This is a genomic window from Paenibacillus sp. 11B (assembly GCF_030487755.1).
In the GTDB taxonomy this organism is placed as follows: Bacteria; Bacillota; Bacilli; order Paenibacillales; family Paenibacillaceae; genus Paenibacillus; species Paenibacillus vandeheii.
This window is the reverse complement of record NZ_JAUKNS010000002.1, coordinates 234,028-251,255: the sequence shown is the minus strand read 5'-3', so window position 1 is coordinate 251,255 and position 17,228 is coordinate 234,028. Positions and strand designations below refer to the sequence as shown.

Annotated in this window: 18 protein-coding genes; 12 read left to right on the top strand and 6 right to left on the bottom strand. The window is 46.2% G+C overall.

Annotation, left to right across the window (positions count from 1 at the left end):
• Positions 1–28: 28 nt before the first annotated feature.
• Positions 29–595, top strand: a complete 567-nt coding sequence (locus Q0V21_RS09655) for a nitroreductase family protein (RefSeq protein WP_301879533.1) — start codon at positions 29–31, stop codon at positions 593–595.
• Between the two features lie 21 nt (positions 596–616).
• On the top strand, positions 617–1,102 hold the full coding sequence (locus tag Q0V21_RS09650) for a nitroreductase family protein (protein ID WP_301878639.1): 486 nt from the start codon (positions 617–619) through the stop codon (positions 1,100–1,102).
• Between the two features lie 167 nt (positions 1,103–1,269).
• Here Q0V21_RS09650 and Q0V21_RS09645 read toward each other — a convergent pair whose 3' ends face one another.
• From Q0V21_RS09645 to Q0V21_RS09635, 3 genes are all read right to left on the bottom strand, one after another.
• Positions 1,270–2,532, bottom strand: a complete 1,263-nt coding sequence (locus tag Q0V21_RS09645) for an MFS transporter (protein ID WP_301878638.1) — start codon at positions 2,530–2,532, stop codon at positions 1,270–1,272.
• 39 nt (positions 2,533–2,571) lie between these two features.
• Positions 2,572–3,477: an ArsR/SmtB family transcription factor gene (locus Q0V21_RS09640; RefSeq protein WP_301878636.1), complete on the bottom strand. Its 906-nt coding sequence runs from the start codon at positions 3,475–3,477 to the stop codon at positions 2,572–2,574.
• Between the two features lie 274 nt (positions 3,478–3,751).
• Positions 3,752–4,414 (bottom strand): MBL fold metallo-hydrolase, encoded by a 663-nt coding sequence (locus Q0V21_RS09635; RefSeq protein WP_301878634.1) that lies wholly within the window; start codon positions 4,412–4,414, stop codon positions 3,752–3,754.
• Positions 4,415–4,750: 336 nt separating this feature from the next.
• Here Q0V21_RS09635 and Q0V21_RS09630 point away from each other — a divergent pair, with 336 nt between their 5' ends.
• Both Q0V21_RS09630 and Q0V21_RS09625 read left to right on the top strand, forming a co-directional pair.
• Positions 4,751–5,386 (top strand): glycoside hydrolase family 11 protein, encoded by a 636-nt coding sequence (locus Q0V21_RS09630; RefSeq protein WP_024631692.1) that lies wholly within the window; start codon positions 4,751–4,753, stop codon positions 5,384–5,386.
• Positions 5,387–5,585: 199 nt separating this feature from the next.
• Complete coding sequence (locus tag Q0V21_RS09625; RefSeq protein WP_301878632.1) at positions 5,586–6,425, top strand: formylglycine-generating enzyme family protein; 840 nt, start codon at positions 5,586–5,588, stop codon at positions 6,423–6,425.
• Between the two features lie 136 nt (positions 6,426–6,561).
• Here the strand turns inward: Q0V21_RS09625 and Q0V21_RS09620 are convergent, their stop codons facing one another.
• Positions 6,562–7,197 (bottom strand): TetR/AcrR family transcriptional regulator, encoded by a 636-nt coding sequence (locus tag Q0V21_RS09620; protein WP_301878629.1) that lies wholly within the window; start codon positions 7,195–7,197, stop codon positions 6,562–6,564.
• 118 nt (positions 7,198–7,315) lie between these two features.
• Here Q0V21_RS09620 and Q0V21_RS09615 point away from each other — a divergent pair, with 118 nt between their 5' ends.
• The 3 genes from Q0V21_RS09615 to Q0V21_RS09605 all read left to right on the top strand — a co-directional run bounded on the left by Q0V21_RS09615 (position 7,316) and on the right by Q0V21_RS09605 (position 10,603).
• Positions 7,316–8,881 (top strand): FAD-dependent monooxygenase, encoded by a 1,566-nt coding sequence (locus Q0V21_RS09615; protein WP_301878628.1) that lies wholly within the window; start codon positions 7,316–7,318, stop codon positions 8,879–8,881.
• 92 nt (positions 8,882–8,973) lie between these two features.
• The gene (locus Q0V21_RS09610; protein ID WP_301878627.1) at positions 8,974–9,921 is read left to right on the top strand and encodes an ABC transporter ATP-binding protein; all 948 of its coding nucleotides are present in this window, start codon (positions 8,974–8,976) and stop codon (positions 9,919–9,921) included.
• Positions 9,896–10,603, top strand: coding sequence for an ABC transporter permease (locus tag Q0V21_RS09605; protein WP_301878626.1), 708 nt, complete (start codon positions 9,896–9,898; stop codon positions 10,601–10,603). Before Q0V21_RS09610 ends, Q0V21_RS09605 begins: the two co-directional genes overlap by 26 nt.
• Positions 10,604–10,887: 284 nt before the next feature.
• On the opposite strand, the gene Q0V21_RS09600 is transcribed toward Q0V21_RS09605, so the two are convergent.
• The gene (locus Q0V21_RS09600; RefSeq protein WP_301878625.1) at positions 10,888–11,250 is read right to left on the bottom strand and encodes a winged helix-turn-helix transcriptional regulator; all 363 of its coding nucleotides are present in this window, start codon (positions 11,248–11,250) and stop codon (positions 10,888–10,890) included.
• Positions 11,251–11,355: 105 nt separating this feature from the next.
• On the opposite strand from Q0V21_RS09600, the gene Q0V21_RS09595 reads away from it, so the two are divergent.
• Both Q0V21_RS09595 and Q0V21_RS09590 read left to right on the top strand, forming a co-directional pair.
• Entirely contained in the window at positions 11,356–12,273 is a 918-nt protein-coding gene (locus Q0V21_RS09595; RefSeq protein ID WP_301878624.1) for an arginase family protein, read from the top strand.
• Positions 12,274–12,437: 164 nt separating this feature from the next.
• Complete coding sequence (locus Q0V21_RS09590) at positions 12,438–12,893, top strand: hypothetical protein (RefSeq protein WP_367620521.1); 456 nt, start codon at positions 12,438–12,440, stop codon at positions 12,891–12,893.
• Positions 12,894–13,039: 146 nt separating this feature from the next.
• Here the strand turns inward: Q0V21_RS09590 and Q0V21_RS09585 are convergent, their stop codons facing one another.
• Positions 13,040–14,083, bottom strand: a complete 1,044-nt coding sequence (locus Q0V21_RS09585; RefSeq protein WP_301878621.1) for an SIS domain-containing protein — start codon at positions 14,081–14,083, stop codon at positions 13,040–13,042.
• Between the two features lie 326 nt (positions 14,084–14,409).
• Between Q0V21_RS09585 and fba the strand changes: the two genes are divergently transcribed.
• The 3 genes from fba to Q0V21_RS09570 all read left to right on the top strand — a co-directional run bounded on the left by fba (position 14,410) and on the right by Q0V21_RS09570 (position 17,187).
• Positions 14,410–15,276 carry a class II fructose-1,6-bisphosphate aldolase gene (gene fba / locus Q0V21_RS09580; protein ID WP_301878619.1) on the top strand — a complete coding sequence of 289 codons (867 nt, stop codon included), beginning with the start codon at positions 14,410–14,412 and terminating at the stop codon, positions 15,274–15,276.
• A complete protein-coding gene (locus tag Q0V21_RS09575; protein ID WP_301878617.1) occupies positions 15,240–16,202 on the top strand; it encodes a 1-phosphofructokinase family hexose kinase in 963 nt (320 codons plus the stop codon). Before fba ends, Q0V21_RS09575 begins: the two co-directional genes overlap by 37 nt.
• 184 nt (positions 16,203–16,386) lie before the next feature.
• Positions 16,387–17,187: a DeoR/GlpR family DNA-binding transcription regulator gene (locus Q0V21_RS09570; RefSeq protein WP_301878616.1), complete on the top strand. Its 801-nt coding sequence runs from the start codon at positions 16,387–16,389 to the stop codon at positions 17,185–17,187.
• The last annotated feature ends 41 nt before the right edge of the window (positions 17,188–17,228 follow it).

Below are 17,228 nucleotides of genomic sequence, written 5' to 3'. Positions count from 1 at the left end.
CCAAAGGAGAGTGAAGCGATTGAGTCTGGTGGAATTGATCAGGGAACGCAGAAGTATTCGTAAATGTAATGCAACCCCTGTGGAACAGGAGCTGGTTGTTGAATTGCTGCACAGGGCAACAAGGCTTCAACCAATCGTTGACGCTGGTTCGTGGCGTGTTGTATATGCCGGAACTCCAGAAGCACGCAAACGGCTGGTGGACTGTATGCTGGAACAGATGTCGCAGAGCAAGCTCGGTAAGCTGATTCCGGGAAAACTGCTGGATGTGTTTAAAAAGAGATTCACTGATATTCCTGCCCATGTCATTGTTATGTCTGCTGTAGGGCCGGATCGTCTGACTAATGACCGCAATTATGCCGCTGCCTGCGAAATGATGCAGAGCTTCCAACTGCTGGGATGGGAACGAGGGTTAGGCATGCTGTGGGATACAGAGTCCATGATTCAGCATGAAGGATTTTTTAAAGGAATTGGTCTGCGCGAGAATGAAAGATTTGTTGGCATTCTTCATATAGGATACTTTGACAAAGCGCCAAGAAGCCGGAAAAGAACACCCGCTGAGCAGAAGTGGACTGTTTTACAGGGCCAGACTACGTAAAAGGAAGGGGAAGATGTAAAAATGAAACTGTCTGAGCTGGAAGGGGACATGCATAGTCCGAAAGATTTTTTGGATCGACCGGTATCGCAAGAGCTAATCCTTAAATTGCTCAATCACGCCGTATGGGCACCGAACGATGGGCTCCGTGAGCCATGGCGGTTTATTTTTGCCGATAACCATAATGGGAAACTCATGCAGGGATTGCAGAAGCACGCGCCAGCGTATCTTCTGGTCTTGGTGAAGGAAGAGGCGGATCACCATAAGCGGGAAGAGGACTTTGCAGCCGTATACTGTCTAATCCAAAATTTTCGCTTGCTTGCCTATGAACAGGGACTCGGGGTACGTAGCACGTTGCATGACTGGATGTACGACCGGAGCCGTGCTGAAACATTTGGCGTACTTGGCAACGAGCGTATTGCTGCGGTTCTGGAATTGGGATACGCTGGTGAACAGCCCAAAGGGAAAGCTCAGGTACCTGAACCTCAGCTTCAGTTCGAACTGCTGTAGTGGTGAAGATGTGGGGAAGAGAATTAAAATGAATGAGGAAAGACAATACCTTGAAAGGAATTGTCTTTCTTTTTTATGCGCTGTGTATCCGTTTGGAAGAATACAAGTCAGCTAAGGCGGATACACACGATTAATCCAGAACTTCACTTCTTTTAAAAAATGATTTTTTATAATGTGTTAATTACCTTGTTATGAGAATTTAATTGTGTGCTATTCTGTAAAGTAGATAAATCACCATCTAAATTCTTCAAATTTGGAATGAATACTGCTGCGGCCGAACAAAACAAGGGAAGAAGACCCAAAGACAAGAATAAGAAAGGCAGACCATAGAGTTCTGCAATTGCTGCACCTGCAAAAGCACCTAAAGGCTGCAGTCCGCCCCCAATTAAGAACCGTATGGAGTTGACTCGGCCTTGCAGAGGTCCAGGGACAAGTGTGCCGTGCAAAGAAGAACTGAGAGAACCAAAGAAAGGTCCTGCTGCACCAGCGGCACATAAGGCAACGAGCGCAAATGGGTAACTTGGGAATAGGCCCAGTAAAGCGTTAAAAAGACCGATGATTGCTAGGCTGCACAGCATGACTGATCGTCGTTTTTTGATTTCACCCATCCACGAGATGACCACTAGTCCTACCAATGTTCCACATGCTGAAGCAGTGGTGAGTGTGCCCATTGCAGTGGCATCCCGATCTAACACTTCACGAACAAAAGGAATCATCATGGTCCAGATGGCTACAGAAGACATGTTGCTGATCGAAACCATTCCCATAATCGAAAGCATGGCCGGGAAGCGACGATAAAAGGAGAAACCTTCATGGATATCTCTGAGATAAGCTTTAATTGAAAAGGAGGCTTTTGATGCAACTGGCTTCTGCATTGTGGGCAGATAAAGCAACGTGGCAATGGCGGCGGTGTAACAAACAGCGTTGATGCCAAGTGTTGGCAACGCCCCGGCGGCGGCTGTAAGTGCTCCGGCCAAGGCTGGGCCCAACAGGGCAGCTGCATTACGGCAGCCGTCGATTACCGCGAATGCTCGCACCAGCTTGCGTTCATCTGATACTCCCGGAACAATTGCCATTGCGGTGGGCATGAATAGGGCAGAACATGCCCCGCTCAGACCTGCGGCCAGAAAAAGGTGCCATAATTGCAAGTGGCCTGCGAGTCCCAGACTCAGCGGTAATAAGAGAGCAAGCAACCTAATAGCAGCAAGCACTGCCATGAACCGCCCTCGGTGTAACCGATCGGATAATGGCGAGCCGAGCAATCGAAAGGCCACTTCTGGAATGCTAAAGCTTAGTGCCATCGCACCCATGGCCATCTTAGATGCAGTTATTTCATAGACAAGCCATTCCATAGCCAGAAGACCAAATACGTCACCAAATGAACTCAGAGTGACAGTAGCTAGTAAACCATAATAACTGCGCTTAAGCATGAGTATTCCTCCGTGTGTGTAGGCTAAAGGGAATTATCATCATTCTTCAATATAAGCTGAAATCTGTTCCGAAAGCTTGTTGAGAGCTTCTACACGCAAGCTGTAAGAGGTAGTTTTCTGGTTATAATGTACGATGACAAGCCCTGCTGCCCTCAATGAAATCAGGTGGTAGTGTACTGTGCTCTTAGAAAGTTTAACCTCGCTAACGATCTCGGTGAATGTTAACTGCCTTCCAGCTAACAGGCGGAGGATGTATAATCTGGTCTCGTCGGACAATGCTCGTGTTAGACGTAACAACCTATGTTCAGGCCGGCCCGTTGCTGGTGGGAGAATATCTGCAGAGTAACTGGTGAAAATCACTTCATCAAAGATGGCTGAGGTGACAAAGGGACGAGCATGATATTGAGGGATTAGAATCACTTGTTTGAGCAGAGGGGTAGGGTATAGACGCATACCTTCCGTTGCCTCCTCATAGACCTCTAGGTCATTGGTTCCGTTTAGACTGGACCTTCTTGCTTCAGCTTCTAAGGCAAGACCTTCGATAATCGCCGAATCGATTTGACTGAAATAGTGGGCATTCCATTCACGCAGCGCTTCGGACGTCCGAGTGCGCAGTTCCGGGAGATTGGAGGGGACGGACAACTTCACGTTAGCAGCGATGTCATACAGCTGGCCTGTGGACAGGTCTTCAAGCCAATCCAAAAAGTCACTCACTGAGCGTTCTCCAGGACAACTCCATATATAAGGCGCAAGGCTAAAATCGTCTACAAGTTTCATCGTCTCCCGCATTTGTTGGAGTTTGGCGGGGGCGAATCGATCCTGTACTTCTCTAACCCATAGTTTTCCAGCATCCAGAGCATTATGATTCTGTTTGCTCATGAAAACCGTCAGGCTACTCACACATTCATAAATGGGTGCAAAATCAACTTCCACTTTGTAGTTCATAGCTCGAATTTCCCCCTTGTTTTTATTGTTCTATATTTATAGAACAACTAATTTGTTTTATTTTATACGAACAATTATGGATTTGCAACAAAAATGTCCAATGATTTACTTATTCTCTTCAACGAAAAAAGACGTTCCACTGGTGACGAGCACCTGAAGAATCGTCTCTTTGATTTATAATCTCAGTAAGCTAAGGTGTCTCCTTTTAAAATCACTGATATATAAATTTTTTCTAATATTTAGAGTTAATGCACAACATTGATTCTTCAAAAGATCAACCTTGGATGAGGTCTGATATCTGATCTTTTACATTAACATCACTTAATCCCCCGTGGTAACAAATCACGGATGTGATGTCTAGATCTAAATACTTTTTCAACGAGAGCCGTGCTGAATTCATGTCCGGTGTGGTCGGTGCATGAATTCCCCCGAGCATTCCGTCTACACTATACATCGAATCCCCTGCAATGAGCGTTTTACTTTCCTTCAAATAAAGACTGATATGACCTGGCGTATGCCCAGGCGTGTGAATAACACGAATCCCGCCACAAAACGGCAATTCCTGACCATCTATTAAGGTATTGTTCACTGTACCCTTCGGGGGATTTTCCAGGTGACTATCTTTTAAAAGAGGTAGCTCTCCCTGGATGTACGGCTTATCCAGTTCGTGTGCATATACTTTAATTTCGTTTCGACAGGCTTGCAAAATCTCCGGAAGATTCCCTATATGATCGACATCCTGATGGGTCAAAATTACTGCATTTAGTTTGTCTAACGAGACACCAGCCATTTCTATCGCCGCACGTAAATCCTCGAATTGACCTGGAAAACCAGTGTCTATTAGAATAGTCATTTCTTGATCCTTTAAAAGAATGGGGTGGATGACATTCCCGTGATAATCCAGATGAAGCATTTCGACTCCCATTGAAATTTCCATATTATTAGTCCTCCATAGAAAGAAATATATAAATAAGGTATCTCTTTATAAACGAACCAAGTACGTAAAAAGATACGGTAAACTGACTTGTTCAGGTAGTGCTCTTTTTGAGACCAATATATACACCTTAATTCCAACGACATGAATCGCTATATCTAAACATATTAGAGATTATTCTATAGTTTGTCAGGTTTTTATGTAAACGCTATCATTCTATAATTTAGTCAGAAAGGAGGTAAAAGTAAAAAAAAGACCAATGGGTAAACCGGACACATCCCAGAGAATCAAACTAAACGAGTTTTATAGTGAAAATACAATCATATCGGGAGGTAGAGTATGTTTAAATTCAGTAAAAAATTGTTGACGGTCGTTCTTGCGGCTTCTATGAGTTTTGGTGTGTTTGCAGCAACTTCAAGTGCGGCAACAGATTATTGGCAAAATTGGACCGATGGCGGCGGAACAGTCAATGCTGTTAATGGATCAGGCGGTAATTACAGTGTAACGTGGCAGAATACAGGGAATTTTGTAGTTGGTAAAGGTTGGAACGTCGGTTCTCCAAACCGGACTATTAATTATAATGCAGGTGTCTTTGCACCATCTGGCAATGGGTATTTGACCCTTTACGGATGGACGAGAAATGCACTTATCGAATATTACGTTGTGGATAGCTGGGGTACGTATCGACCAACCGGAACGTTTAAAGGTACCGTAACCAGTGATGGGGGTACCTATGACATCTATACAACCATGCGATACAACGCACCTTCCATTGACGGAACACAAACCTTTGCGCAGTACTGGAGTGTAAGACAGTCGAAGAGAGCGACCGGGGTTAACTCTGCTATTACATTCAGCAACCATGTGAACGCATGGGCAAGCAAAGGCATGAATCTGGGTAGCAGTTGGTCTTATCAGGTGTTAGCGACAGAAGGATATCAGAGCAGCGGAAGTTCCAACGTAACGGTGTGGTAACCAATCCACGGTAAGCCTTTCTATGAAAGTAAAACAGATTTTTATACATTAGGGCAGGCCTATGGCCTTCCCCTCAGATCCAACCAGTCCGTCCTAATTCGTTGAAGGCCGTTTCTTATCGAGCAAATGGCCTTCAACGTTAACGGATGGCAGGTATCATAGCCTGTTATTTTCCCATTAGCTTAAAGGAGATCGTTCAATGAGAAAGCTATTAATGTTCTTTTTAATAGCAACAATGATAGTGATCAGCGCTTGTTCGCAGGATAAACCCGAACCGAAGGATAACCTTGTATTCGTGCAAGGCGGGACGTTTAAGAACAACAAGTCCAATTTTGCTGGAAGAAATGTGACCCTGTCGAATTTTTATATCGGGAAATATGAGGTAACTCAAAAAGAGTGGGAGGATGTCATGGGAAATAATCCTTCCGGATTCAAAGGAGATCAATTGCCAGTAGAAATGGTGAGTTGGTATGACGCGGTAGAGTATTGTAACCAAAGAAGTATACAAGAGGGCTTGAAGCCGCATTACAACATCGATAAGGATACCCAAGACCTGAATAATAAGAATGATAACGATAATTTAAAGTGGACAGTAACCATTAATGAGGGAACTAACGGTTACCGACTGCCTACAGAAGCGGAGTGGGAGTATGCCGCAGCCGGAGGTCAGGAGAGCAAGAATTACACATACAGCGGCAGCAATAACGCCGACGAAGTAGCATGGTATTGGAAGAACGCCGGGGACAAAATCTTAACTGGAGATTGGAACTGGCCTGCCATAGAGAGCAATAAAAACAAAACCAAATCGATTGGTACACAAAAGCCGAACGAGCTTGGAATATACGATATGTCTGGTAATGTAAGAGAATGGTGCTGGGACTGGTACATCGACGCGGAGAGTCAAATTGCTTCCTTTCGGGTGGTTAAGGGCGGAGGCTGGATCGGCGGTGTCAACAATAACGAGATCGCTTTTCGAGGTAAATTCGATGCCAATGGATTTGGTCCCGATCAGGGTTTTCGTGTTGTTCGCGGAGAATAAGCCGGAACATCGTAAAGTGCCCTAACAATTTAAGCAAGCCTCATATGCTGCAAAGTAATTCGTTGAACATAAAGAGATGCTCCACGCTAATGTAGATTAGCCAGGGCATCTCTTTTTGAGTTGTTTGATTTTCCTCTTAAACGGTACGTTTTCCATAAGCGCAAAGAAAGACGCGTACGCCTTCAGTGATGATACGTTTGGTTTGTTCCTCCTCTAATGTACCGGTTTTTCTTGGTTGATCAAATACCAATAAAAACGTTAAGGCAGCGAAGTGCTTTGTAGCCATTATAGGATCTGGCACATCGAGCAGTCCGGTTTGTCCAAACTCGGTAAACCTCCTGATAATCCCCTCTTCCGTTGCGTTATCCAGCTTTTCTAAAAATGAGGCTGGCAGGTTGGCGGCTTCCATTGTAACCAGACGGATCAGAGCGCTGTAATCGGACGAACCGTTCGCAGAAGCTACGAATTGTTCGCAGAATAAGATGAGCGCCTGCTCCAGATCCTCGAATTCCCAGAGGTAGTCTGATATCCCTTGCTTGATCATGTCCAGAACTGCCTGACTGGTTTCTTCCACAACAGCAAGTAGTAAGTTCTGTTTGTCGCCATAATAATCATAAACGGTCCTTTTGGAAACCCCCGCTTTAGCTGCGACCGCATCGACGCTGGAACGATCAAACCCATCTGAAAGAAACAGATCTCGTGCCGCTGCAATAATTTTAGCTCGTTTGTCTGAAGAGCCTTTGCGGATTTTTTTGTTTTCCGTATTATCCATGCTTACGTTTCCCCCCTACAGGTATACTATCAAAAATGAGTTCCACTTTACAAACTACACTGCACGGTGTAGTATAACTAATGCAACATATTAAATCATTAATCAAGGAGGAAAATCCATGACAACCATGGCGTCTTTTGTTGAGGTTCTCATTGTCGGGGCCGGACCTACAGGACTTACACTTGCCTGTGACCTTGCCCGTCGAAAAGTCAACCACCGGGTTATTGAACGAAGTACCGTATATAACATTGCATCTCGCGCCAAAGGAATCCAGCCTCGCTCGCTTGAAGTCGTCGATGATTTGGAGGCCGTTCGCTACATTATTGACACAGGTACCGTGGATTTACCTGTTCGTTATTATTCTGCCGATGGCAGGAGTGTGGATAAGCGGGCTATTACCGTTGCAGCCAGCGCCGAACTTGAGACACCCTACCGTGATCCGGTTTGGATTGCTCAATTTGATGTGGAGAAAGCACTGCGAGACCGATATGCAGTGCTTGGCAGTCAAGTTGAGTTGGGCGTGGAAGCTGTAGGGCTTGTTCAGGATTCGGATGGTGTAACCGTAACCGTGAATACACCGCAAGGAGAAGAGCACATTCGCGCTCGTTATGTCGTCGGCGCTGACGGGGGCAAAAGTAATATCCGCAAGTTTATTCACTTACCGCTGGTTGGGGAAACACACGATCATGAGCGATGGTATCTTGGCGATGTACGATTGGAAGGGTTAGATCGTGACCATATCCATATCTGGACATCTTCAGAGGGGATGGTCGGGTTGACACCGCTGCCGAAATCCGACATTTGGCAGCTGCAGGCTACCATTCCGGCAGACATCGAAGAACCAGAGCAACCGTCGCTAGAGGCGTATCAAGCCATGTTTGACCGTCGCGCCGGGGCAGGAAGTGTTCAGCTCACGGATGCTTCCTGGCTGTCCATCTACCGCGTCAACGTTCGTATGGTTGAATGTTACCGCAACGGCCGGGTCTTCCTTGCCGGTGATGCTGCTCATGTTCATTCGCCGGCCGGCGGTCAAGGCATGAATACGGGGATGCAGGACGCGTACAACCTAGGCTGGAAGCTGGCGGCTGTCATACACGGAGCGGACACTGCCTTACTCGACACGTACGATGAGGAGCGCCGCCCAGTGGCTCAAGCCGTGCTTGAGGACAGCACGAAGAAGATGGGAGGGGTCATAGGAACGGCGACTGAAGGCGGAGGGTTGTCCCAATCTTTAAGCACCATATCCGACGACCTGACGAGTGGGCTTCTCATTTCCTATCGGTCAAGTTCTCTTATCCGTCCGTCTGCTCTAACAAATGCTACCTGTTCATTTCCTGGGGATCGTGCTCCTAATGCTACGGGCCTGCAAGGCACCGGGTTTGCAGGAAGTGTCTTTGACCTATTGCGCGGCCCACACTGGACGCTTTTGGCTTTTGCAAACTGCATCGATCCTTCGCTGAAGAACTTCACCAACGACGAACTCCACGTGCATTATATCCTGCCATCGAACGTGGAGGGGGCGGAAGGCATAATAGACACAGCAGGGAATGCCTATCGAATTTACGATGTGGCAAGTAATGAATTCGTATTGATTCGTCCCGACGGTTACATCGCACTGCGTACATCCATTGATGATACCGTATCGATTTCGAATTACTTGAATTCCATCTATGGCGCAAACTGATTTGGACAAGGCCGGCAGGATTCTTTTCAACATCTCATAAGGCTGCCGGCTCTTATATTCGTTTAATTTAGGTTATGGGAAGGACTGTTACTATGGAAGATATTATTCGAACCGTTAACTTGACAAAGCAATACGGAAATAAAGTCACTGTAGATCGCGTTTCGATTTCCGTTAAGAAAGGAGAAATCTATGGATTCTTGGGGTTGAACGGTGCAGGGAAAACGACAACCATCCGAGCTCTTCTCGGCATGAGCAAGCCTTCTTCCGGAGAAGTGTATTTATTTGGTCAGCGCTGGGCGAACGGGAATCCCGATTTGTCGAGAAGACTAGGCTATATGGTGGAAGTTCCTTATGCCTACCCTAACTTTACGGTTAGGGAAAACTTGAATTTGATCGCCAAGTTGCGAGGATTATCTGTTCCAAGGGCAGTTAACGAGATTATGGAGCAATTGAATCTGACCCAATATGCGGATAGTAAGGCAAGAGATTTGTCACTTGGTAACGCGCAGAAACTTGGATTGGCCAAAGCGTTAATTCATAAGCCGGACGTTCTGATTCTCGATGAACCAACCAATGCACTTGATCCAGCCGGAATTGTCGAGGTAAGAGAAATGCTGAAAGCTCTGGCTTCCCAACATGGGGTTACCGTGTTTATATCGAGCCATATCCTTGAGGAAATGTCCAAATTGGCTTCTCGAATCGGCATTATTCACAAAGGCGTGTTGCTTGAAGAACTGACAACAACAGACTTTGAAACAATCCGCCGAAAGCAGTTGATGATCGGAACGAAGGATGATCGGAAGGCTCAAGCTATTCTTTCAGACTCCGGGTTTGCGGTACATTCGACTTCGAATAACTGCTTTACGCTACCGGATGATTATGCCGTTAAGCATCCCGAACATATTGCGAGATTGCTTGCTCATCATGAAGTACCGCTCACCATGCTTAAAATTGAAGAAGAGAATTTGGAACATTACTTTCTCAAAGTAATCGGAGTTGAGGGGGGGGGACGGAATGAGACCTTTGTTGACAGCCTGTAGCGTTGAAGTTTACAAATTGCGTCGATCCTTTGTTTTATGGGGCACGCTTCTGTTTATATTGTTTGTCATCACGTTGTTCTTAGGACAGCCCAATTGGCCTTCTTTTTTTGAACAGACTGCGTTTTTGTATGCATCCGTGTTTGGGCTGCTGGGGTTTGGACTGGTAACAAGTTGGACATTTGGCCGTGAGTATTCCGATCGGACGCTCAAGGATTTGCTCGTTTTGCCTGTATCGCGTGGTAAAATTGCGATTGCCAAATATGTCGCAATTATATTCTGGTGTTTTGTAATGATGTTGATCAGCTTTGCTTATGCCTTAATACTCGGTTTTGCTATTGGACTTTCTGGCTTTTCGTTTGCGATTGTACAACATTATTTGTTCCTAATACTTATAATTGGCGCTCTCCACCTATTATTAAGTGCACCTCTTGCCCTATTGGCCTGTATATCGCGTGGTTATCTGGTTCCGATCGGCTTTGCATTTACAACTTTAATGTTGGCATTGGTGTTCGGACCTACCGCCATTGGAGCTTATCTCCCTTGGTCTGTACCTGCTTTGCATTTGCAAGAAAGCGGAGTCGCTTTATTTCCCTTGTTGGGTACTAGTTATTTACTGGTTTTCTTAATAGGACTCATAGGTCTCATTGGGACGGTTAAATGGTTACAAAACAGGGAGCAGTGATGATTTTAACAAAATGTTGGCGGCCCCCAATTTGGTTATCTCCGGAGATGTGTCATCGTTACCGCTTGGCTCTTTGGCTTTGAAGGATAAGGCAGATGTTGAGCATAAGGCACAGGCGGCGCGCATTGGAGTTGGTGTTGTAGTACTTTAAATGATTCGTAACAGAATAATGGACGGCAGCATAACCGTTCAGACTGCTGCTGTCCATATGCACAACTTTATTTACGTTAACCATGTCACTGCGGGAGTCATCATTATCGCACTACACTTCGTCGAAAAAAAAGTTAATCATTCTCGAGCACACCTCTTTCACTTTGATTTTTAACTCCCCACTCACACATGCCTTCTAGAACGGGTAGTAACGTTTCCGCTTTATCAGTCAGACTGTACTCCACTTTAGGAGGGACTTGAGGATACTCTTTCCGTTCGACCATCCCATCCGCTTCCAACTCTTTGAGTTGTGAACTCAATGTTTTAAACGTAATCGCTCCAATTTGTCTTTTCAGTTCATTAAAGCGCACCGGTTGATTTTCTGCCAAAAGATAAATAATGACCATCTTCCACTTGCCGCCAATGACAGACAATGTGTAGCCAAAAGGCGTATCTTGAATATGTTTCACCTTACCTTGATATTCAGCCATGCTCATATTTATGCTATCCTTTCGGGTAGTACCTGTCATAATAGTGCGTACTACTTTTTGATTTGCGTTCAGTCTATACTAACCTTACTTTGAAGTAAAGGAGAGAAAAACATGAATCAAAAAACAATACGTCTGTTAATGCCACAATGGCAGGGGGGAAACAATCCTAATTACTCTTTTGGGGCGGAACTGCTTGCCTGGCTGGCTCCTGATAATGATCAACCACTGATTCAAGTGCCTGTTCAAGCATATGATGGAACTCCACTGGAAAACGAGAATGGTGTACATGGCAGAAAACAGCTCATTGAACAATTGGAAGCAGCCCAACATATTATTCGTGCTCACAAGCCGGATCGCATCGTCATGTTTGGTGGGGACTGCTTGGTCGAACAAGCCCCGTTTGCCTATTTAAACGAACGATATGACGGGGAATTAGGATTGATCTGGATTGATGCGCACAGTGATTTGGTTGGTTACGTGGGTTATGACAACGGACATACGCTTCCCCTGGGGAACCTTTTGGGAGAAGGGGATGAAGAGTTTGCAAAACATGTAAAAATTCCTCTCAAACCTGAAAATATCTTTATCGCGGGGTTGGCAACGCCTACGGAGCAAGAAAGCGAAGTCATCTCAGAAGCATTAGAAAGATTAGGTATAACTACTGCAGAGTCCGATACAGAAATGATTCAAAGACTAGGCATCAGAACAGCCGGAGCCGAAGAACTAATGAGAAGTACACAATCCATAAAAGAGTGGATCAAAGAAAGCGATATTAAGCATTTGGCTATTCACCTTGACTTGGATGTGCTGGACCCTAAAGCTTTTCGTTCTTTATTATTTGCGAATCCTGAAGGACCCTACACCTTTTCTCCTGCGGGAGCCTTGCAAATTCCTCAGCTTCTTCATCTGCTCAAAGAGCTATCGGAAGAAACAGATGTGGTTGGTTTGGGTATAACCGAGCATATGCCATGGGATTCGATTAACTTGAAGAATTTGCTCGGAGAGATACCTATTTTAAATAATCGATGATGTCATTTAAAGTGAGGTTCGACCACAGTTGAATTTTAGGAAGTCATGGTGAACCCATAGGGGAAAGCTAGATTCGCGATGCCTTGCAAAGCACCAATAGTCATTCACCTACATACATTATCTCAGGACAAATGACTATTGAAGTCAGCCATGGAGGGAATCTAATGTCAGTTAATAATCATTCCAATACAACACATCCTTATTGGATCGAGAACATGGGGGGAAGAGACAGGGAAGCCGTGATGCCTCACCCTGTTGTTGTGGAGGTTAGGCAAGTCGCATCCAATCAAATTGTGGTGACGTATGATCAGCCAGCGGATTTAGCATCAGCAACAAACATTTCGAATTATTGGATAAGAAGTAATATGTCTAGTCCATCAGACATAGCCAGTGTAGGAATGGGAGAGGCCATTACTAAAGAAAATACGATTCGTGCTGATCGGGGAATGATAACTCCAATCAATAATTCCAAAACGAGATTTGTTATAACCTTCAATGTTAACGCGACGATGGGAGTTCTTTATATTTTGCTTCCGTGCTTTGTGAACTTGGAAGGGAGATCCGGATACACAGGTGGAAATTGGGGACCCTTAAGCAGAAATATGTTTATTGGATTGTAGTAAACAGTTTATCTAACGTCTTGAGTATCCCCTGACGTTATACTGGATAAAAGGGCATAAACATGAAAAAAAAGTCGCCAGAAATGGCGACTTTTTTATATAAATAGCCAACCGTTAAAGCGGATCGGAAGAAATAAGCTTGCTTCTTACAGCTTGACCCAGGCCACCAGCCCATCGGGTTGATCCGGGTTAATCCCATGGCGTTCAGCATTGGCAAGAGCAGCGATCTGCGAAATGAAAATGAAAGGGATACCCCGCACCGCTGTATCAAGTGGGCGATCTGTCGTGATCTCAAGGTCAAAGAACTCCTGCGGAATGTCCTTCGCCCGATCGGCAAACGTAATAATGGTGGCTCCGCGCTCCTTAATATCCCTCAACAGATTGCGCTGATGCTCAATACCGCTGTCTGACAAAGCTGCGATCACTAACGTATTCGAATCCACTGTGACCATCGGCCCGTGCCGTACGTCAAGAAGATGGTATGCGTGTGCTTGTGTCTTCGCAATTTCGGTCAAAGCGATGGCGCCCTCGGCTGCCATTCCTTGTAGTTCACCGTCTGCAAGCAGGACCACGTTTGTCCAGTTGAAGTCGGAGACTCGGCGGATGCTGTCCTCTACACGTTCCATGTAGGCTTCGCCTTGATGAATCGCCTCCTGCATGTCGATAATCAGGTCCTCATCTCCAGCAAGAAAAGCGGCAAGAAGGAGATTGGCTGCATACAGATTGGTTACTGTCCGGGTCTGGCAAACGCTATGATCGAAAGCCCAGGGCAGTTCCAAAGGGAAATCGGCGCTTTTAGATAATGGCGAGTCCGTTACACAAGAGATTGTTAATAATGGAATACGTTGATCGGACTGGAGTAAACGCAGCGCTTCAACCACTTCACTGGTGCTGCCAGATCGAGACGGCGCTATGATCAGGCTGCGCTCCAACATGGGACGGTACCGATCTGCATGGAGCATGAGATCACCAGCGGCAAGTGACATTGAGGGTAGGCCAGCACGCAAACGGAAGGAAAAAGCGGCCGCTTCGCTCAAGCAATAGCTGGACCCGGCGCCAACAAAGGTTACGGAGCTAATTGCTTGAGCTTGGACAAAGGCAGTAAATTCCGTGCGTTTGGCCAGTAAATAGTTGTAAGTCTGCTGCAAGGCCTTATATTGTTCTTTTACTTCACGATACGTCAAACTCATAAAAATACCTCCCGGGAATGTTTTAGATTGATAACATCAGTTTGTGATCTTTTTGATCAAATATATAGTTGTATGATTGTGTTAATCATAATTATGCCGTTATAACCCACGAAATTGCAATAGTTTTCCAAAATAATGATTGATTTAATCAAATAAAAAGATTATTATGATCACAAGCAAGAAAAGTTAAAAAGATTTCCAATCTCATCTGACCCGTGAAGGGAGGTGCAGGATCGTTCTAATCGTCGCTATGTAGCCTGCTGATAAAGGGTAACCATTGAATCCTAGAAGCAGGGAGCGGCGCAACCTTTTAAGGGGGAATGGATATGCCACTGATCTCGTCCACTGAACTGCTGCAAACAGCTCGCAGGGACCATTACGCCATTGCTGCATTTAACGTACACACTCTGGAGATGCTTCAGGCTGTCGTTGAAGCGGCTGTGGAAACCGAATCACCGCTGATTATTCAAACCACGGTGGGCACAGTCAACCATTTGGGTCCGGAATACATCGCCCATGCGGCTAAAACCGCAGCGGAATTGACGGATATTCCCATCGCACTTCATCTGGATCACTGCACTGATTTTTCGACAATTATTCGATGCATACGAGCAGGCTATACATCCGTTATGATCGATGCATCCATGTACCCTTTTGAAGAAAACGTGAATCTAACCCGTAAAGTGATGGAGGTTGCCCAAGCATCTGGTGTAAACGTTGAGGCGGAGCTTGGCAAAGTCGGAGGCGTTGAAGACGATATTGTCGTTGAGGAACAGCATGCGTCCTTGGCTGATCCCGAAGATTGCGTACAGTTTGTTGAACGTACCGGCGTAACTACCCTTGCTCCGGCAATCGGAACTGCGCACGGTATATACAAAGGCCTGCCGAACATTGATTTCGAACGAATCGAAACCATTGCGAATCGTGTAGCAGTTCCTCTGGTATTGCACGGTGGTTCGGGCATTCCAGCCGAGCAAATTCATCGGGCGGTCGCGTTGGGAATGTCGAAGGTAAACATAGCTACAGAGCTGCGTATTGCGTTTTCCGAAGCCATCAAGGATGTGTTCTTAATTCACCCGGAAGAGAATGATCCACGCAAATACATGGCTCCGGCGAAGGAAGCAGTTAAACGGCTTGCCATGGAGAAAATGCGATTATGCGGATGCACTGGCAGAGCCGGCGTGGCCCGATGATTACCACAGTCACACTCCACGCGGCCATTGACCGGACGTTGTACGTTGACAAGTTTGGCGTAGGTCAGGTGCATCGGGTTACACGGGAGGTTAATGAACCGGGTGGCAAAGGTAATAATGTAGCCAAAGTGATTCGGCAGCTTGGCGGTCAAGTCACAGCTACAGGCATTATTGCTGGCAATAACGGCGGATTTATTGAGAGCAGTCTGACTGAACGGGGGATACGAACTGCTTTTATCCAATCCGCAGGAGACTCGCGAGTCTGCCTTAACATTCTGGACGATTCCAGTGGGAGCTCTACCGAGCTGCTTGGGCAGGGTCCAACCATGTCAGAAGCCGAAGTTGAAGCGATCAAGAACAAAGTACAGGAGCTTGCCATCCAGTCCAGTGTGGTCGTCATGTCTGGAAGTTTACCCCCAGGCGCACCGAACACATTGTACGCAGAACTGATTCGCATTGTCCGTTCAGCAGGCGCGCGAGCCTTTCTGGATACAGGTGGAACAGCTTTCAACATTGGGTTGAGTGCAACGCCTCATTTCGTGAAGCCTAATGAGCACGAGCTAGCCGAATGGCTGGGACAGAAGCCGAGAGACGTAAGTGAGTGGACTCGAGCAGCACATATGCTGGCGGATCAGGGAATTGACGAGGTGTGCATAACACTAGGCAGTAACGGTGCTCTGGCCATTCTAAACGGAACAGCGTATATGGTGAAGCCGCCAGCCATTCAGCCCGTAAACACGGTAGGATGCGGGGATGCCTTTGTTGCTGGCATGGCGTATGCGGCAGAGCGCGGCGATTCGGCTGAGTCGAGGCTGCGAACAGCTGTCACGGCGGCAGCTGCGAATGCCATGTCTTCCAAAGCAGGTGACATCGACTATGGTCTTTTTGAGGAGTACGAACAACAGGTGCAGATTATACCTTTATAAAAGGTGAAGGTTGTACAAATCAGCTTCATATCCCTCATGAATAATCGCCAGAGAGATGCTTTTCTGATGAAATGCAGTTCACGTCGGCATATTGCAATCCATCCTTTCATCCTACACAATAGAGCTAGCACGGGCTGTAGTTAACGGATATCTTACAAGCCCAGACATAATAAAGGAGAGACTTATGCAATATTCAAAGGGTGAACTGCGCAGAGCACAAACATTGGAACTGATTAAATCGCATGGGAAAATATCGCTGCTAGAGATTGTCCAGACGGTCGGTTGCTCGGAAGCAACCGCAAGACGGGATTTGGATGCGCTCGAAAAAGCGGGCGAGATTATTCGAACAAATGGGGGAGCCATTTATGAAGGGAGTCTGACGTCGGCGGTATCGGAGCTGCCTTTTGCAGCAAAACGCGATTACAGACGGTTGGATAAGGAACGAATCGCCGCCACGGCCGCCGCCCTCGTTGAAGAGGGGGACATTATCTGCCTGACGGGAGGTACAACGACGTTCTTTATTGCGAAAGCACTCAAAAAGCACCGTAATATTACGATTGTCACGAACGCGGTGAATATTGCTTATGAACTGGCTGATGCCGAAGATATTCAGGTCGTGGTCATTGGTGGCGTTATGCGGTCCAAAAGCTACGAATTATGCGGTCCGCTGGCGGAAAGCGTAATTGATAAAATTAACATTACGAAAATGTTCCTCGGGGTGGATGGAGTAACACAGAATTTCGGCTTTACGATGCATTCCGAGCTTGAAGCCCGTATAGCCCAATTAACAATGGAACGTTCCAGCGAGGTTTATGCTGTATTCGATCAAAGCAAGGTTGAGAAAAGTGCTTTGTTTACCATTGCTCCCTTGAATCAGGTGACAGGGGTAATTACGAATAAGCAGCCGGAGGGATGGTTTGAGCAAGCGTGCAGGGAGCAGCAGATTGCTATACATACAACTACAGATCACAATGCTTCTATATAAGTACGACTGATTCTCAAACGACCCTCTCTTCAGATGCTGGC

What these genes read in the sequence shown, in the direction of transcription:
- Q0V21_RS09650 (WP_301878639.1), top strand. Translation starts at nt 617, where the DNA reads ATGAAACTGTCTGAGCTGGAAGGGGACATGCATAGTCCGAAAGATTTT.
- Q0V21_RS09645 (WP_301878638.1), bottom strand. Translation starts at nt 2,532, where the DNA reads ATGCTTAAGCGCAGTTATTATGGTTTACTAGCTACTGTCACTCTGAGT.
- Q0V21_RS09640 (WP_301878636.1), bottom strand. Translation starts at nt 3,477, where the DNA reads ATGAACTACAAAGTGGAAGTTGATTTTGCACCCATTTATGAATGTGTG.
- Q0V21_RS09635 (WP_301878634.1), bottom strand. Translation starts at nt 4,414, where the DNA reads ATGGAAATTTCAATGGGAGTCGAAATGCTTCATCTGGATTATCACGGG.
- Q0V21_RS09630 (WP_024631692.1), top strand. Translation starts at nt 4,751, where the DNA reads ATGTTTAAATTCAGTAAAAAATTGTTGACGGTCGTTCTTGCGGCTTCT.
- Q0V21_RS09625 (WP_301878632.1), top strand. Translation starts at nt 5,586, where the DNA reads ATGAGAAAGCTATTAATGTTCTTTTTAATAGCAACAATGATAGTGATC.
- Q0V21_RS09620 (WP_301878629.1), bottom strand. Translation starts at nt 7,197, where the DNA reads ATGGATAATACGGAAAACAAAAAAATCCGCAAAGGCTCTTCAGACAAA.
- Q0V21_RS09615 (WP_301878628.1), top strand. Translation starts at nt 7,316, where the DNA reads ATGACAACCATGGCGTCTTTTGTTGAGGTTCTCATTGTCGGGGCCGGA.
- Q0V21_RS09610 (WP_301878627.1), top strand. Translation starts at nt 8,974, where the DNA reads ATGGAAGATATTATTCGAACCGTTAACTTGACAAAGCAATACGGAAAT.
- Q0V21_RS09605 (WP_301878626.1), top strand. Translation starts at nt 9,896, where the DNA reads ATGAGACCTTTGTTGACAGCCTGTAGCGTTGAAGTTTACAAATTGCGT.
- Q0V21_RS09600 (WP_301878625.1), bottom strand. Translation starts at nt 11,250, where the DNA reads ATGAGCATGGCTGAATATCAAGGTAAGGTGAAACATATTCAAGATACG.
- Q0V21_RS09595 (WP_301878624.1), top strand. Translation starts at nt 11,356, where the DNA reads ATGAATCAAAAAACAATACGTCTGTTAATGCCACAATGGCAGGGGGGA.
- Q0V21_RS09590 (WP_367620521.1), top strand. Translation starts at nt 12,438, where the DNA reads ATGTCAGTTAATAATCATTCCAATACAACACATCCTTATTGGATCGAG.
- Q0V21_RS09585 (WP_301878621.1), bottom strand. Translation starts at nt 14,083, where the DNA reads ATGAGTTTGACGTATCGTGAAGTAAAAGAACAATATAAGGCCTTGCAG.
- fba (WP_301878619.1), top strand. Translation starts at nt 14,410, where the DNA reads ATGCCACTGATCTCGTCCACTGAACTGCTGCAAACAGCTCGCAGGGAC.
- Q0V21_RS09575 (WP_301878617.1), top strand. Translation starts at nt 15,240, where the DNA reads ATGCGGATGCACTGGCAGAGCCGGCGTGGCCCGATGATTACCACAGTC.
- Q0V21_RS09570 (WP_301878616.1), top strand. Translation starts at nt 16,387, where the DNA reads ATGCAATATTCAAAGGGTGAACTGCGCAGAGCACAAACATTGGAACTG.